Raw genomic sequence first — 16,335 nt, forward strand, 5'->3', positions numbered from 1 at the left:
AATAAAGCAGCATAATGTTCTGAAGTCTAGCGGTTGTCTATTTACAAGACAGTCACCAAGCCGTTATCATTTTTGTGTCAACCTTTTCACATAAATCCATAGGCCAAAAATGAATAACGACAAACGCCCTCTGTATATTTCATATGCTGGGCCTGCTCTATTGAGCACACCTCTACTTAATAAAGGTAGCGGTTTCTCAGCGGAAGAACGTGCACAGTTCAATCTAGAAGGGCTATTGCCTGAAACAACCGAAACAATACAGGAACAAGTGGTTCGTGCCTACCAACAATATTGTAGCTTCGTCAACGATATGGATAAGCACATCTACCTACGTAACATTCAAGACACAAACGAAACGCTCTTCTACCGTTTGGTGCAAAACCACATTTCAGAGATGATGCCAATCATCTACACGCCGACCGTTGGCGCTGCATGTGAAAACTTCTCAAATATCTATCGTCGTGGTCGTGGCCTATTCATTTCATACTCTAACCGTGATCGTATTGATGACCTGCTAAACAACGCTGCAAACCATAACGTAAAAGTCATCGTTGTTACCGATGGTGAACGTATCCTAGGTCTGGGCGACCAAGGCATCGGTGGTATGGGTATTCCAATCGGTAAGTTATCTCTGTACACAGCTTGTGGCGGTATCAGCCCAGCTTACACTTTGCCAATCGTGCTTGATGTAGGTACAAACAACCCGCAACGTTTAGCTGACCCTATGTACATGGGCTGGCGTCATCCTCGTATTACCGGTGCGGAATACGATCAGTTCGTAGACGAGTTCATTCAAGCGGTTCAACACCGTTGGCCAGATGCGCTTATTCAGTTTGAAGATTTTGCACAGAAAAACGCAATGCCTCTGCTTGAGCGTTATAAAGATCGTATCTGCTGCTTCAATGATGATATTCAAGGCACTGCTGCTATTACTGTTGGCTCGCTACTGGCTGCTTGTAAAGCCGCTGGCACACAACTGAGTGAACAACGTATCACTTTCCTTGGCGCAGGTTCTGCCGGCTGCGGTATCGCGGAAGCTATTATTGCTCAAATGGTTTCTGAGGGTATTACCGATCAGCAAGCTCGTTCACAAGTTTACATGGTTGACCGTTGGGGCCTACTGGAAGAAGGTATGCCGAATCTACTGGACTTCCAACAGCGTCTTGTTCAGAAGAAATCCAACACGAAAGAGTGGGTTTCTGAAAACAACGGTTATTCATTACTTGAAGTGGTTCGCAATGCGAAACCGACGGTTCTGATTGGTGTTTCTGGTGCACCAGGCCTGTTCAGTGAAGAAGTGATTAAAGAAATGCACCTTCACTGCCCTCGCCCAATTGTGTTCCCACTTTCGAACCCAACAAGCCGTGTAGAAGCAACACCAAACGACATTATTCGTTGGACAAATGGTGAAGCTTTGGTAGCAACAGGCAGCCCATTTGAGCCTGTGGTTCATGAAGGTAAAACTTACCCAATCGCGCAGTGTAACAACAGCTACATCTTCCCAGGTATTGGTCTTGGTGTTCTTGCTGTGGGCGCAAAACGTGTAACAGATGCGATGCTTATGGAATCAAGCCGTGCGTTAGCAACATGTTCACCGCTAGCGATTAATGGCCATGGTCCATTGCTACCGCCTTTGGAAGCTATCCATTCTGTATCGAAGAAAATTGCCTTTGCAGTGGCGAAAAAAGCCATTGAGCAAGGTGTAGCACTAGAAATTACGGATGAAGCACTAGAACTGGCTATCGAAAACCATTTCTGGCAACCAACATACCGCCGCTACAAACGCACTGCGTTCTAATTCGACAGACCTAAGCCCCCACAAACCCAAATGCGGGGGCTTTTTGTATAGCTCAACCATTCACCCAATAAATAATCTTCTGTTTGGTAAATACCTATGTTAAGTTTCTTCGCACCTGCCGGACATTATATTGCCCCGTATCTGAGTGACATATCCGTTGCCTTAATCGCCTGCTTACTGGTGATGCTCGGTGGTGAGATTAATGCTTTATTACGCCGTGTAATGCGTAATCAGCACTTTATTTTTAGAACTGTCGCCTTTATCTTAGTCAATGCGTTTGGTTACGGATTAATCATCATCAAAGCAAGCCCTTACTTAACTCGGACACTCGCAAACTTAGAACAGGGCATGATGTTTTGTTTAGTCACAGGCAGTTTCGTTGTAATTGGATTATGGGCTCAAAAACATCGTCACATCTAAAATCGAATTCGCTCAGTATGCGCATGCGTAAATGTAAAAACGGTAAGTTTAAAGGCATGTCGTTACTTAAGCGTGGTCTACGACTGCTCTCTGTCTTGATTATCTTAAGCGCACTCTCCATTTATGGAATCGATCGCTGGGTAAGCTTGAGAAGTGAAGACCATATCATCAGCGATATCACACAGGTTCCTGAATTTCAGGTAGCTGTGGTTTTGGGCACCAGTAAGTATCTGGGCAAAACGCTTAACGAATACTATTCACACCGCATCAATGCAGCTATCTCACTTTATGACTTGGGTAAAGTAAATCGCTTCTTACTCAGTGGCGACAATGCGCACCGTTCCTACAATGAACCTTGGACAATGAAACGGGATTTGCTCAAAGCGGGTATACCTGATGGCAGTATTTTCTTGGATTACGCCGGGTTCAGAACCCTAGATTCGATTGTTCGCGCAAAACGCATTTTTGATACCGATAACTTCTTGATCATCACGCAACGCTTCCATTGTGAGCGTGCGCTGTTTATTGCTAAGTATCACGACATCAATGCCACCTGCCTAGCGGTGTCAGATCCTGTTAATCATTCTGGAATTAAGACTCGCACTCGGGAAGTTTTTGCGCGCACCAAAGCATTTTTCGATCTCTACATTTTCAATACTCAACCTAAGTTTTTAGGTCCTAAAGAGCCGATCATTATTGAGTCAGAACCAACCTCTGAGCTAGAAGCCACAACTGATTCAGAACAGACCACAGACTCAACACCACAAGATCAAATGGTTGAAGAACAGACAGAACAACCGACACTCAACGACTCGCAATAGCTTTTAGCTGACAATTCTTGGTTTTTTACCGTCATTATTTATTGTTGCCACTTTTTTTTGTTACAGTTGGCGCAAACTAATAAAACACGAGTAATGTCATGTCAGTCATCGCATCGGGCGTATTAAAAAAAATGCGCGCTCAACTGGGCGAAAATGTCCACTATCAGTTGCCTGTCGGCGAAGGTTTTGTTGACCTGAATCCGTTCATCAATAAACCCATCACGCTAAAGCACACGGGCAATATTTTCTGTTGTTCATGCGGCAAGAAAACCAAGAAAAGTTATTCGCAAGGCCATTGCTATGTGTGCATGACTAAACTGGCGAGCTGCGACATGTGTATTATGAAGCCGGAAACTTGTCATTATGATCAAGGCACCTGCCGTGAACCTGATTGGGCACAAGATCACTGCATGGTTGACCATTATGTTTACCTATCAAACACTTCAAGTTTAAAAGTGGGCATCACGCGTCATACGCAAATTCCAACCCGCTGGATAGATCAAGGGGCCACTCAAGGTCTGCCTATCTATAAGGTGAAAACTCGTCATATCTCTGGCTTGGTTGAAGTTGAACTGGCGAAGCACATCGCCGACAAAACAAACTGGCGTACGCTGTTAAAAGGCAATGGTGCCCCGCTACCTTTGGAAGAACAGTTTGCTAAGCTCCGTCCACTGGTTGAAGAAAAGATCGCAGAGATTAAACAGCGATTCGGTGACGATGCCGTTGAAGAGGTCAACGCTCAAATCACCGAAATTCAATACCCAGTAGAAGTGTTTCCAAGCAAGATCACCTCGCATAACTTTGATAAAGAGCCGGTAGTTAGCGGAGTACTGCAAGGTATAAAAGGTCAATACCTCATTTTGGATACGGGTGTTATTAACATTCGTAAATTCACCTCTTACGAAGTCGAAGTAAGTGCAGAATAAGCTCTATTTATAAAGAAGAAGGGCTCGGTGTAAGTACCGAGCCCTTCGTTTTAAGACTTTGTTATTTCAGAACCTACAAGCTTGAGAGCACTTTAAACAGCTCGTCAATTTCGCTTTTGGTGTTGTAGTGCATAAAGCCTATACGAATCACACCACCATTTTGTTCCAACCCTAGCTGACGAGCCAATCCCAGAGCATAGAAGTGGCCGTTCCAGACACAGATGTTGTGCTCACCTAAGGTTTTTGCGACAAATTCCGGAGGGAAGTGATTCATTCGAATAGCAAATGTTGGGGTACGTTTTTCACTATCAGAGCACGGTAAACCATAAAGTGTCACGCCATTAAGCTGGCTTAATTTTTCCAGAAAGTAAGCACTTAATTGTTGTTCATGGTGATTATACTGCTCAAAGCTCGTGACCAACCGTTGGCGCAAACTGTCCTCGGGGTCCCCCCATTGGGCGAGATATTCAATCGCCGCAATCACACCCGCTAAACCTTCAAAGCTTTGCGTACCCGTTTCATAGCGACCCGGACCAATATTGGTTGCGGGTTCAACCTTATAAGGTTTCAATGCATGCAACCAGTGAGGTGCAACATAAGCAATGCCCACATGTGGGCCGAAGAATTTATAAGCAGAACATGCAAGAAAATCACAACCCAACTGTTGAACATCAATCAGGTGATGCGGCGCATAGTGAACCGCATCAACATAGACGATAGCCCCAAAACGATGCGCTTCATCGACAATTCGTTTCACATCAACAATTGAGCCAGTGGTATTCGATGCATAAGTCACCGCCACCAGCTTAGTTTTAGAGTTGATTAAAGACAGTAAGTGTTCGGTATCCAAAGTGCAGTCTGTGATATCCACTTGCGCCTGATGAACAACAACCCCTTTGTCCTGCGCTGCTTGTTGCCAGCTTGAAACATTCGAGTAATGGTCAAGTGACGTCACTATGATTTCATCACCTTCATTCCACTCTCGACTGATGGCTCGGCTAAGCTGAAAAGTCAGTGACGTCATGTTTGCGCCAAACACAATGTTGCCTGAAGACTCCGCATTTAAAAGTGCCTGAGCATGTTCGCGAGCCTGTTGCATCAAATCGGTAGTAATTCGGCTGGAAAAATAGTGTCCACCCAAATTGGAATTGTAGTGACCAAGGTAGTGCGACATCTGTTCAATTACAGATTGCGGTACCTGAGAACCACCCGGCCCATCAAAGAAAATGACAGGTTTGTCGTTATGCATTTGAGAGAGAGCAGAAAACTGCCCTCTCACGGCTTCTAAACTGAATGCATTAAGATTGGAGGGCATTCTTTGCTCCTTTCGCGGTTAATACGAATACGTCCATATGCCCTTCTTCACCATGTTCAACTGAACGAATCGGACGAGCGTTATGCCAAAGTATGTTATCTGCCAGCATCGCAACTTCACCGTTATCTAGCACTTTGCGGAAAAACGGTGCGTCATGGCAGTCTTGGTAAAGCATGATTTCCCCGCCCACAATGTTGTGTCGGTCGATACCAATAATGGCGATATGGTCAAAGCCATCTTGATGAACACCTTCAGGTGCAACTTGGGTTTCATCGTAAATGGCTGCTATACGCATCTGGTGAATTTCTATTTCTTGACCGTCAGGCAGTTCATTGCTCGATACAAACAATTCGCACATTTCTCTCATACCTTCACTTTTCAAAGTCGAAGATAAGATCGGTTCGAAATGACGAACGACATTGCCTTGGAAATGGTTAATTTCGTCAGATTGCATAAAGTCGTGTTTGTCCGTCGGAACCACTTCGCCTCCGATAAACCGAACCACAGAGTAACGACGTAGTCGATACTGCCCGTCAGCATGATCAGTACGTGGCAAGTTAACAAAGGATGGCGCAAGCTGAGATAAAGCGTTTTGACTCAATTGAGTTATATGTAGGGTATTTAAGTGTGAGTGCAACATCATCGACTCCTTAATGAAGACACTTTTGTTATTATTATATTTAACAATTATTTTACATTTATAGTACGCATTAATTTGGTGAATTCCAGTTTTTACGGCAATAAAATCCACATATTGAAACAAAAAAGTACAATACACTACAAATAATCAAAATAGTGGTCTATTACTTCAAATCACAACCTTTAGGAAGGCTAAATTTGAACGCTTTCCCTTAAACTCACCTAACTTATTCATTTAAATATATTATTTCTCATTTCCAGAGGCGAGTTCGCTTAACATCACAGATTTAAAGGGGAAAGAATTTTTCGCTATGCAACTGGTCAAACGAAGAGAGGAAAGCCTAGTGTAAAAACCCTAGATTCAAGTCAATATGAAGTCATTTAGTGTCAGGTGAGATAAGAGAATAAGACCGAAAAATTCCGGCCCTTTCACTTCAAGCTACCAATTTGATAGAAGCGTTAATGCCGTTTCGGCATGACAGGATTGAACAAAAATATGGTCGTGATAAAAAGCGGCAATCACATTCGCGCTAATACCATGAGAAGCTAATTTGGTGGACACAGCAGCCGTTAAGCCCACAGCATCGAGACTGGAATGCACCGTTAAAGTGATTTGTCGGTATGTGTTTTCAAACTCAATGTGGTTCTCCAAAGCCGTCTGTTTACGTATCACCAAACTTAAGCCTTCTTGTTCACAGAAAGTCGTAACAGGTCGCCAGTGCAGGTACTCATCTACCTTGCCAGTTAGTGTGCAAAATACAAATTCCTCTTCAACTAAATGTGGCTGCATTGAACTAAGTAGTTGTTGTAAGTCTGTTATTCCCGCCATTTTTGCTCCATTCTCCAGTTAATGGCTCAAATCCCTTTTAAAAACAAGGAATTCAACCCTATTTATAATTCTAAACTATAACCATTTATTCGGCTGTTTCTCCTTTTATTCCTAGTAATTTATCCCTACAATCGAGTTAACTTTTCGATCATTAAACGATTGGAGCAATAATGAGCGACGTTAAACATTGCAAACTTCTTATCTTAGGTTCGGGCCCTGCTGGCTATACCGCAGCGGTATATGCAGCGCGCGCGAATTTAAACCCTGTGTTAGTAACTGGCATGCAACAAGGCGGTCAGTTGACTACGACAACTGAAGTCGAAAACTGGCCAGGTGACGCTGAAGGTCTAACAGGCCCAGCACTAATGGAAAGAATGAAAGAACACGCAGAGCGATTTGAAACAGAGATCGTGTTCGACCACATCAACGAAGTGGATTTCAGCCAGCGTCCTTTCCGTCTAAAAGGTGATTCAGGCGAATACACCTGTGATGCATTAATTATTTCAACTGGCGCATCAGCGAAATATCTCGGTCTTGATTCTGAAGAAGCCTTTAAAGGTCGTGGCGTATCGGCTTGCGCGACGTGTGACGGTTTCTTCTATCGTAACCAGAAAGTTGCGGTTGTCGGCGGTGGTAACACTGCGGTTGAAGAAGCGCTATATCTATCAAACATCGCATCTGAAGTTCATCTGATTCACCGTCGCGATAGCTTCCGTGCAGAAAAGATCTTGATAAACCGTCTGATGGACAAAGTAGAGAACGGCAATATCGTTTTGCACACCGATCGTACTCTTGATGAAGTACTGGGTGATGAGATGGGTGTAACAGGTGTTCGCCTGAAAGATACTCAATCAGACAAAACTGAAGAGCTTGAAGTCATGGGTGCATTCATCGCGATTGGTCACCAGCCGAATACAGCGATTTTTGAAGGCAAGCTTGAAATGAAAGACGGCTATATTATCGTGAAATCCGGTCTGGAAGGTAATGCCACTCAAACCAGCATCGAAGGTATCTTTGCAGCTGGTGACGTTATGGACCATAACTACCGTCAGGCGATTACTTCTGCCGGTACTGGTTGTATGGCTGCGTTAGACGCAGAGCGTTACCTAGATAGTCTTAATGATAAATAAGCATAAGAATTTACAATATTAATATCTAACTCATAAAACCCAGCGGTATATCCGCTGGGTTTTCTTTTGTATACTACGTGCCCTCAACATATAAGAAGAAATATTATTAAGCCTTTACATAATGGATAAGAAAAAACAACGTAGCTTGAACGCATGGCTCAAGCAGCAAAGTAAATTAGCCAAACGCTGGCTTATGATTGCTGTTGGGCTTGGGGTACTTTCGAGCCTATTTCTACTTGCCCAAGCGGCGCTGCTCGCGACAATTTTGCATCAGCTGATTATCGAGCATGCAGATAAATACTCGCTAATCCCTTACTTTTTGGGCTTAGTGGTAACTGTTGCTGCACGTGCTGGATGTACTTGGGGACGAGAGATCGCAGGCTTTAAAGCCGGTAAAGAAATCCGAATTTATATCCGCCAGTTAATCTTCGACAAACTGCGTGAGTTAGGCCCTGCTTATATCAAAGGCAAGCCTGCTGGCGCATGGGCGACGCTGACACTTGAGCAAGTTGAAAACATGCACGACTTCTTTGCTCGTTACTTACCGCAGATGTCGCTTTCTGTATTGATCCCGTTTGTCATTCTGATTGTCGTCTTTCCAGTCAACTGGGCTGCGGGTTTGATTTTCCTGCTCACTGCGCCCCTTGTTCCGCTATTTATGGCGCTGGTTGGTATTAAAGCCGCTGACGCAGGCAGAAAAAACTTTAAAGCACTGCAACGTCTTTCTGGTCACTTCTATGACCGCTTACAGTCAATGACGACAATTCGTCTGTTTGACCGTACCGCAGCAGAAACAGAGCATATGCGCGGTGCATCTGAAGTATTCCGTAAACGAACTATGGATGTTTTACGCATAGCATTCTTGTCTTCCGCTGTACTTGAGTTCTTTACATCGATTTCAATTGCGATTACTGCGGTTTACTTCGGTTTCAGCTTTATCGGCGAATTAGAATTTGGTTACTACGGCGCAGGCGTCACCTTGTTCTCCGGTTTGTTTATTCTTATTCTCGCTCCAGAGTTTTATCAGCCGCTGCGTGAGCTGGGCACTTATTATCATGCGAAACAGCAAGCGGTGGGTGCGGCTGAAAGTATTGTTGAGTTCTTACAAACCGACGTGAGCAAAGTGGCTTCAGGTTCAACACCTCTTCCAGCGAATCATCAATCGACCAATGATTCTGTTGAGATCGTTGCTCGTGATTTGGAAGTGCTTAGCCCTGAAGGTAAACGCTTAGTTGGTCCTGTTTCTTTCACATTGAACAGCCATGAAACAACAGCGTTAGTTGGCCCAAGCGGCGCAGGTAAAACCAGCCTGATAAATGCCATTTTAGGGTTTATGCCATATCAAGGCAGTTTGACGATTAATGGCATCGAGCTCAGCCAACTCGATCATACAAGTTGGCGCAAAGCGATTAGCTGGGTTGGTCAAAACCCGTTACTGGTACACGGCACAATTCGTGACAACGTAACCCTAGGTAAAAACGATATTACTGACCAAGCCGTGCAAGAAGTGCTCGATAATGCTTATGCTTCAGAGTTTGTTAACAAGCATGGTTTGGATTATATGATCAGTGACCGCTCTGGTGGCTTGTCTGTAGGTCAGGCACAACGCTTAGCCTTAGCCCGTGCGATGTTACAAAAAGGCCGTTTCTGGTTACTGGATGAACCAACCGCAAGTTTAGATGCACGCAGCGAACAGTTGGTCATGCAAGGGCTTAATACTCAAATTGCAGACAAAACAGCGCTGCTTGTCACTCACCAACTACTCCCGTTGAAATCCGTCCATCAAATCCTCGTGATGCGTGATGGCTTGCTTGAGCAATCCGGAGATTTCAATACGCTCAGCCAACAACAAGGCCTGTTTGCCTCAATGTTAGCGTCCAATCAAGCCGTTCAAGAAGCTGATAAGGGGAATCTAGATGCGTGATTTACTGCCATACTTAAAACTGTATAAAAAGCACTGGTTTGGTTTGTCTCTCGGGATGTTGCTGGCGTTTCTAACCCTGTTAGCATCTATTGGTTTGCTTACGCTTTCAGGCTGGTTCCTCTCTGCCGCTGCGGTAGCTGGCTTAACGATTGCCCGTGAAACCTTCAACTACATGTTGCCGGGCGCATTCGTTCGCGGCTTTGCCATGGGGCGTACGGCGGGACGCTGGGGCGAGCGAGTCGTAAGCCATAACGCCACGTTCAAACTGCTGACTGACTTGCGAATTTTCTTTTTTGAAAAACTCGCACCTATGATTCCAGGCCGAATCTCAAACCTGCGTGATGCAGACCTTTTAAACCGTCTTGTTGCCGATATCGATGCAATGGACCATGTTTACCTGCGTCTTATCAGCCCAGTGACCGTTGGTGTACTCGGTATTGCGGCAATCACGGCCCTACTCTGCTGGTTTGACTCAAGCTTAGGCTTAGTTCTGGGTACCGTTTTATTTGTACTTTTACTGCTTTGGCCAGTTATGTTCTACAAGCTTGGCAAACGTAACGGTGCTGAACTTACCCAAAATAAAGCAGACATGCGTATTGCAACCATGGACTGGCTGCAAGGCTATAGCGAACTTACTATCTTTGGTGCGGAATCTCGTTACCGCGAAGCCATTTATACCGCGCAAGAAAAACTGCTGACCAATCAGAAAATCAATGCGAGCTTTACTGGTTTAGCCCAAGCCCTTCTGTTATTGGCAAACGGCTGGACACTGGTTCTGATGCTGTGGCTAGCGGCTGACGGTGTCAACGGTCAGGCACCTGACCCTATGATCGCTCTGATGATCTTCGCAACCATGGCAAGCTTTGAGCTACTCATGCCGATTGCAGGAGCATTCCAACATTTAGGCCAAACACTGACTTCTGCCCGTCGTTTGAATGAAGTCATTCTTAGTGAGCCTGACGTTGTATTCCCTAAACAGAATACAACGCATTCAGGTGAGTTTTCAGTTGAGTTCGACGGAGTGTCGTTCCAATACCCAGACAGCGAACAGCAAGTGCTGAACAATGTCCAAGTTTCGGTTCCAGCTGGCCACAAACTTGCTATTGTTGGTCAAACCGGTTCTGGTAAATCAACACTGATCCAATTGCTCTGCCGTTACTGGGATGCTAACCAAGGTGAGATTAAAATCGCCGGAACGCCTCTGAAAAACTGGAGTGAAAGTGACCTGCGTGCATCCATCAGTGTGGTAAGTCAACGTGTCGACATCTTAAATGGCACCTTACGCGACAACCTGCTAATGGCGAAACCGCAAGCTACGGACGAAGAATTGTGCACAATTCTAGAGCGAGTGGGATTACAAAAGCTGCTTGAAGCTCCGGGATTAGATGCTTGGCTAGGTGATGGTGGACGTCAGCTTTCCGGCGGTGAGAAACGCCGTATTGGTATCTCACGCGCTATTTTGAATAACGCCCCTATCCTATTGTTGGATGAACCTACCGAAGGTTTGGATAAACAAACAGAACAGCAAATCATGGATCTGTTTAAGTCTCATTTCTCGGGTAAAACGGTCATCTTCATTACGCACCGTCTGATTAATTTGGATCAAATGGATGCGATATGCCTGATTGAACAAGGTGAAGTTGTCGAACATGGTACCCATGAAGCGTTACTAGCGCAGCAAGGTCGCTACTATCAGCTTAATCAAACGCTATAAAAGACAAAGCCCTTTAGTTTCCTAAAGGGCTTTTTATTCTCTTCTCCAGCCAGCGAAAAGATATCGGCTTCAGATACAAAAAATCCCAAGCTAAGCTTGGGATTTTTCAAATTAGAGAGTCTGATAAATTCAGTTTACTTACGCGTACGAGGCGTATTCTTTTGCGCTGGTCTTCCGCCTGTTCTGCCTTTGCCACCTGCTTGGCCTTTACCAGCAGCTGTACCCGCTTTTGCGCGAGAGCCGTGCTCACCAGATGATGGCTTATTTGTCGCAGTTGTTGGCTTACGGCGACCCTTCGGTGCCGGTGCTGTTACGCGCTCTTCATGGCGGCGTACTGCACGACGAATTTTCTGACTACGAGAACGCTCACGTTTACGCGATGTGTTGTCTTTAGACACATCAAGCATCGTTTCGTCTTCTGGACGTAGATCAACCAGTTCACGCAAGTAGTTTACTTGCTTAAGGTCTAGTTCCATCCAACCGCCGCGAGGCAATTTCTTATCTAGGAAGATATCACCATAACGTACACGTTTAAGACGGCTAACTGTGGTCTCTTGAGATTCCCAAAGACGACGAACTTCGCGGTTACGACCTTCGTTGATAACAACGTAGAAGGTGTGGTTCATACCTTCACCACCAGCGTATACCACGTCTTCGAAACGTGCTAAACCATCATCAAGTTGAACACCACGAACAAGGTTGCGTACTTTATCTTCAGTTACTTCACCGAAAACACGCACTAAGTATTCACGTTCCACTTGACGGCTTGGGTGCATCAAACGGTTAGCCAACTCACCATCAGTAGTGAACAGAAGCAGACCTGAAGTGTTTGCATCCAGACGACCTACTGAAATCCAGCGCGAACCGCGAATTTTCGGTAGACGGTCAAAAACCGTACGGCGACCATCAGGGTCATGACGAGTACATAACTCACCTTCTGGTTTGTAATACGCAAGTACGCGACATACAACTTCTTCTTGTGCTTTTGCAGATACGGTATGCCCGTCAATACGTACAACAGCGCTTTCATCTTCTAAGCGCTCACCCAACGCAGCTACCTTGCCATTAACACTAACACGACCAGCTCTAATCAGAGCTTCTAACTCACGACGAGAACCATGACCGGCGCGTGCTAAAACCTTTTGTAACTTTTCGCTCATTTATCTACCTTTGTGTCGTCTTCTCAGACGTCGAAATATTAGTATGCGATCTGACTTCAGTACCAGTTTTTCTGGCAAAAATCGCGGTCGCGTATTATTACAGATTACACCGACAAAAGCATCCAGTTTATCCCCAAACTAAGTAGAGATTTCACCAAGCAAACCTGAGTGGGCGCGAGCGCGAACAAAAAAGAATCTTGTCTCGTTTCACCGCTTATTCGAACGGTAATGGATCACCCGAGCCAACACGAACAACTTGTGGTTCATCATCGCTGAAATCAATCACGGTTGTCGGCTGTTCACCCAAAAATCCGCCATTGAGAATCACGTCCACCGCGTGTTCAAGACGATCACGAATTTCATCAGGATCCGATTCCGTCGTCTCATTACCCGGTAAAATAAGCGAAGTCGACATCAAAGGTTCGCCCAATGCTTCAAGCAGATCCAACGCGATTTTGTTGTCCGGAATACGGATACCAATGGTTTTACGCTTAGGGTTCATTAAACGACGCGGTACCTCTTTCGTACCTTTAAAAATAAAGGTGTAAGGCCCAGGCGTATTGTTCTTCAATAAACGGAAAGCCGTATTATCCACGCGTGCATAAAGTGAAATCTCAGACAAATCGCGGCACAGCAATGTGAAATTGTGCTTGTCGTCTAAACGACGAATCTGACAAATACGCTCTAATGCCTGTTTATTTTCTAACTGGCAGCCTAATGCATAACCGGAATCAGTTGGGTAAACAATCACACCACCATTCCGAATAATAGCAACCGCTTGATTGATTAAACGTGCTTGTGGGTTTTCTGGATGAACATAAAAAAACTGGCTCATTATTATTCCTCTTTACCTAGGGTCTCTTGCCCTAGTCTCTCAGCTGTGTCTTTAGAGAGTATTTCCCAGTCTTTCCAGACTGGTTCCACGCCAGAAGGCAGCCATAAATTTCGCCCTAACTCCATCCACGGAGACGGGTAATGAAAGTCACTGCCTTGAGAAGCTAATAGATTGTATTGTATAGCATAATCAGCCAAAGTGCGCCTTTCTTGTGGCGCTTGTTGAGGTTGAGCAACTTCCATTGCGTCACCACCGGCTTCTACAAACGCAGCAATTAAGCGCTTAAGCCACTTAGCCGTCAAGTTATATCGAGCCGGATGAGCAAGTACCGCCAGCCCTCCGGCTGCATGAATCGCATTAACCGCATCCGCCATTGAGCACCAGTTCGGTGGTACATAGCCCGGATTATCGCGCGTTAAAAACTTCTTAAAGACCTGCTGAAGATTTTTCGCATAACCCGCATCCACCAGCCATTTAGCAAAATGGGCACGCGTGATCGGTGCATCGCCTGCAATCGCTTTGACTTCCTCAAGCACGCCTTCTCGGGTTGATTTCTCTAATCGATGAGCAATCAGCTCCGCACGTCCGACTCGGTGTTCTTTCTGTTGCTCAATTAGACCTTGCAGATGCGGATTCAATGGGTCGATATTTAAACCAACAATATGAATATCTTTATTCTGCCAAACCGTCGAGATTTCAATACCATTGATAAGCGTAATCGGATGCTGTTTCTCTTCAATATAAGCGCGTGCTGGCGCTAATGCCTCAATGGTGTCGTGATCTGTAATCGCAAGAACATCAACATTAAATCCGATAGCGCGTTCGATCAGCTCTTGGTGAGACATGCGACCATCAGACGCTGTCGTGTGACTATGTAAGTCTATTTTCATATTTTTTAATTTTGCCTGTTTTTAAGGCTTGACTTTCACCTCTCGCACTAGTTTACTAGTACACAAATACGAGAGCACAAATTAAGGCTTGCTATGTTACAAGAAATCAACACAAACCCATATTCTAATTTAAGCACAGCTTCTGCTGAGCTTAATATTAATTGGTGGCGTATGTGGTCAGATTCTTGGCGGGCAAACGTGCACTTCTAATTCAGAGAAACGCATTCATAAAGCCCGCAATTAGCGGGCTTTTATTTTATCAGTTGACATATCGCATCCTCACTTTCAACTGGTTAGAGAACAAATTCAGACGATTTAATAAGGAGGTCTTGTGAACAAGGCCATTGAAATTAAAAACCTTGCACAGTTAGAAGTCATCAAGACCTCTATTCCTTATACGCAAGATCCTACTGCACTATTTCACGCACTGTGCGAAGGCAAAACCGACTGTTTATTGCTTGAGTCTGCTGAAATTGATTCAAAACAGAACCTCAAAAGTCTGCTGCTAATTGACGCTGCCGTGCGAATCACTTGCTTAGGTCACAAAGTAACTTTCCAAGCTTTAACTGATAACGGCATGCAACTGGTTAAAATTTTGAAGCAGAACGTTGTTGATGCCATTCCAGCAACACTGGAAGGCTCGCTTCTTACTCTGAACTTTGAAGCGCCGTGCGATACGCTAGATGAAGATTCGCGTTTAAAAGAAGCGTCTTCATTCGATGCATTACGACTTGTTCAGCACAGTTTTGATCTCAGCAAACAAGACAAACACGCCATTTTCATTGGTGGTTTGTTTGCTTATGACCTAGTTGCCAACTTTGAACCGCTCGGTGATGCGACTCTAAGTAACCAATGCCCTGATTACGTTTTTTATGTGGCAGAGACATTAATGGTTGTCGACCATCAGACTGAGACTTGTCAACTTCAAGCAACCGCATTCTCACGCACCACAGAAACTCATACAGCGCTAATCAGTCGTCTAGCTGTTATCACTGAGCAAGCTGCGATTCCTCAATTGAAGCCACAAGCTGAAAAAATTGCAGACGTATCGGTTAACACTAACATCAGCGATGAAGAGTTTTGCTCCATAGTTCGAGACTTGAAAGACTACGTCGTGAAAGGCGACATCTTCCAGGTGGTACCGTCTCGCCGCTTTACGCTTCCTTGCCCTTCTCCACTTGCAGCGTATGAGCAGCTCAAAAAGAGTAACCCTAGCCCTTACATGTTCTACATGCAGGACGAACGTTTCACTCTGTTCGGCGCTTCACCTGAGAGTGCTCTGAAGTACGAGAAAGAAACCAACCAAATTGAAATCTACCCTATTGCGGGAACTCGTCGTCGTGGCAAACGTGCCGATGGCAGTATTGATTTTGATTTGGATAGCCGTATCGAACTGGAACTGCGTCTGGATAAGAAAGAAAACGCGGAACATATGATGTTGGTGGATTTAGCACGTAACGATGTGGCTCGTATCTCGCAAGCGGGTACTCGTCATGTGGCCGACTTACTTAAAGTAGACCGTTACAGCCATGTGATGCACTTGGTTTCTCGCGTGGTTGGTCAGCTTCGTCAAGACTTAGATGCTCTGCACGCTTACCAAGCATGTATGAACATGGGCACGCTGACCGGTGCGCCAAAAATCCGTGCTATGCAGCTAATTCGTAACGTAGAGAAAGAACGTCGTGGTAGCTACGGTGGTGCTGTGGGTTATCTGACCGGTGAAGGCGATTTGGATACTTGTATCGTGATTCGCTCTGCTTATGTGGAAAACGGTATGGCTCAAGTTCAAGCCGGTGCTGGCGTGGTCTTCGACTCCGATCCACAAGCAGAAGCAGATGAAACACGCGGTAAAGCTCAAGCCGTCATTTCAGCGATTCAACACGCTCACCAAGCGCAATCTTCTTTAAATAAAGCGTAAGAAGTAGGAGGAATAA

15 protein-coding genes are annotated in these 16,335 nt (G+C 45.1%); 9 read left to right on the plus strand and 6 right to left on the minus strand.

Annotation, left to right across the window (positions count from 1 at the left end; genetic code table 11):
* The first annotated feature begins 109 nt into the window (after positions 1–109).
* The 4 genes from HKI82_RS06120 (at position 110) to HKI82_RS06135 (ending at position 3,965) form a co-directional block, all read left to right on the plus strand.
* Positions 110–1,798, plus strand: coding sequence for an NAD-dependent malic enzyme (locus HKI82_RS06120; protein ID WP_171137498.1), 1,689 nt, complete (start codon positions 110–112; stop codon positions 1,796–1,798).
* Positions 1,799–1,894: 96 nt separating this feature from the next.
* Positions 1,895–2,218 carry a DUF3392 domain-containing protein gene (locus HKI82_RS06125; RefSeq protein WP_042488356.1) on the plus strand — a complete coding sequence of 108 codons (324 nt, stop codon included), beginning with the start codon at positions 1,895–1,897 and terminating at the stop codon, positions 2,216–2,218.
* A gap of 56 nt (positions 2,219–2,274) precedes the next feature.
* Complete coding sequence (locus HKI82_RS06130; RefSeq protein WP_171137576.1) at positions 2,275–3,039, plus strand: SanA/YdcF family protein; 765 nt, start codon at positions 2,275–2,277, stop codon at positions 3,037–3,039.
* A 98-nt stretch (positions 3,040–3,137) separates the two neighbouring features.
* Positions 3,138–3,965: a DUF2797 domain-containing protein gene (locus tag HKI82_RS06135; protein WP_171137499.1), complete on the plus strand. Its 828-nt coding sequence runs from the start codon at positions 3,138–3,140 to the stop codon at positions 3,963–3,965.
* A 73-nt stretch (positions 3,966–4,038) separates the two neighbouring features.
* On the opposite strand, the gene HKI82_RS06140 is transcribed toward HKI82_RS06135, so the two are convergent.
* The 3 genes from HKI82_RS06140 to HKI82_RS06150 form a co-directional block, all read right to left on the minus strand.
* Positions 4,039–5,280 (minus strand): cysteine desulfurase-like protein, encoded by a 1,242-nt coding sequence (locus HKI82_RS06140; protein ID WP_171137500.1) that lies wholly within the window; start codon positions 5,278–5,280, stop codon positions 4,039–4,041.
* A complete protein-coding gene (locus HKI82_RS06145; protein WP_171137501.1) occupies positions 5,264–5,920 on the minus strand; it encodes a 2OG-Fe dioxygenase family protein in 657 nt (218 codons plus the stop codon). The genes HKI82_RS06140 and HKI82_RS06145 overlap by 17 nt, the downstream gene beginning before the upstream one ends.
* A gap of 438 nt (positions 5,921–6,358) precedes the next feature.
* The gene (locus HKI82_RS06150; protein ID WP_171137502.1) at positions 6,359–6,748 is read right to left on the minus strand and encodes an ACT domain-containing protein; all 390 of its coding nucleotides are present in this window, start codon (positions 6,746–6,748) and stop codon (positions 6,359–6,361) included.
* A gap of 170 nt (positions 6,749–6,918) precedes the next feature.
* On the opposite strand from HKI82_RS06150, the gene trxB reads away from it, so the two are divergent.
* From trxB to cydC, 3 genes are all read left to right on the plus strand, one after another.
* Positions 6,919–7,878 carry a thioredoxin-disulfide reductase gene (trxB, locus tag HKI82_RS06155; protein ID WP_102940579.1) on the plus strand — a complete coding sequence of 320 codons (960 nt, stop codon included), beginning with the start codon at positions 6,919–6,921 and terminating at the stop codon, positions 7,876–7,878.
* Positions 7,879–7,999: 121 nt separating this feature from the next.
* Entirely contained in the window at positions 8,000–9,802 is a 1,803-nt protein-coding gene (gene cydD / locus HKI82_RS06160) for a heme ABC transporter permease/ATP-binding protein CydD (RefSeq protein ID WP_171137503.1), read from the plus strand.
* The gene (cydC, locus tag HKI82_RS06165; protein WP_171137504.1) at positions 9,795–11,516 is read left to right on the plus strand and encodes a heme ABC transporter ATP-binding protein/permease CydC; all 1,722 of its coding nucleotides are present in this window, start codon (positions 9,795–9,797) and stop codon (positions 11,514–11,516) included. The genes cydD and cydC overlap by 8 nt, the downstream gene beginning before the upstream one ends.
* Before the next feature lie 134 nt (positions 11,517–11,650).
* Here cydC and rluB read toward each other — a convergent pair whose 3' ends face one another.
* The 3 genes from rluB to rnm form a co-directional block, all read right to left on the minus strand.
* Complete coding sequence (rluB, locus tag HKI82_RS06170; RefSeq protein ID WP_171137505.1) at positions 11,651–12,676, minus strand: 23S rRNA pseudouridine(2605) synthase RluB; 1,026 nt, start codon at positions 12,674–12,676, stop codon at positions 11,651–11,653.
* A gap of 214 nt (positions 12,677–12,890) precedes the next feature.
* Positions 12,891–13,511: an L-threonylcarbamoyladenylate synthase gene (locus HKI82_RS06175; protein ID WP_171137506.1), complete on the minus strand. Its 621-nt coding sequence runs from the start codon at positions 13,509–13,511 to the stop codon at positions 12,891–12,893.
* A 2-nt stretch (positions 13,512–13,513) separates the two neighbouring features.
* A complete protein-coding gene (gene rnm / locus HKI82_RS06180) occupies positions 13,514–14,401 on the minus strand; it encodes an RNase RNM (RefSeq protein ID WP_171137507.1) in 888 nt (295 codons plus the stop codon).
* A 93-nt stretch (positions 14,402–14,494) separates the two neighbouring features.
* On the opposite strand from rnm, the gene trpL2 reads away from it, so the two are divergent.
* Complete coding sequence (trpL2, locus tag HKI82_RS20710; protein ID WP_175579696.1) at positions 14,495–14,611, plus strand: tryptophan operon leader peptide; 117 nt, start codon at positions 14,495–14,497, stop codon at positions 14,609–14,611.
* Between the two features lie 121 nt (positions 14,612–14,732).
* Positions 14,733–16,319, plus strand: a complete 1,587-nt coding sequence (locus HKI82_RS06190; protein WP_171137508.1) for an anthranilate synthase component 1 — start codon at positions 14,733–14,735, stop codon at positions 16,317–16,319.
* Positions 16,320–16,335 lie beyond the last annotated feature (16 nt).

The sequence above is a fragment of the Vibrio plantisponsor genome (genome assembly GCF_013041605.1).
GTDB lineage: Bacteria > Pseudomonadota > Gammaproteobacteria > Enterobacterales > Vibrionaceae > Vibrio > Vibrio plantisponsor.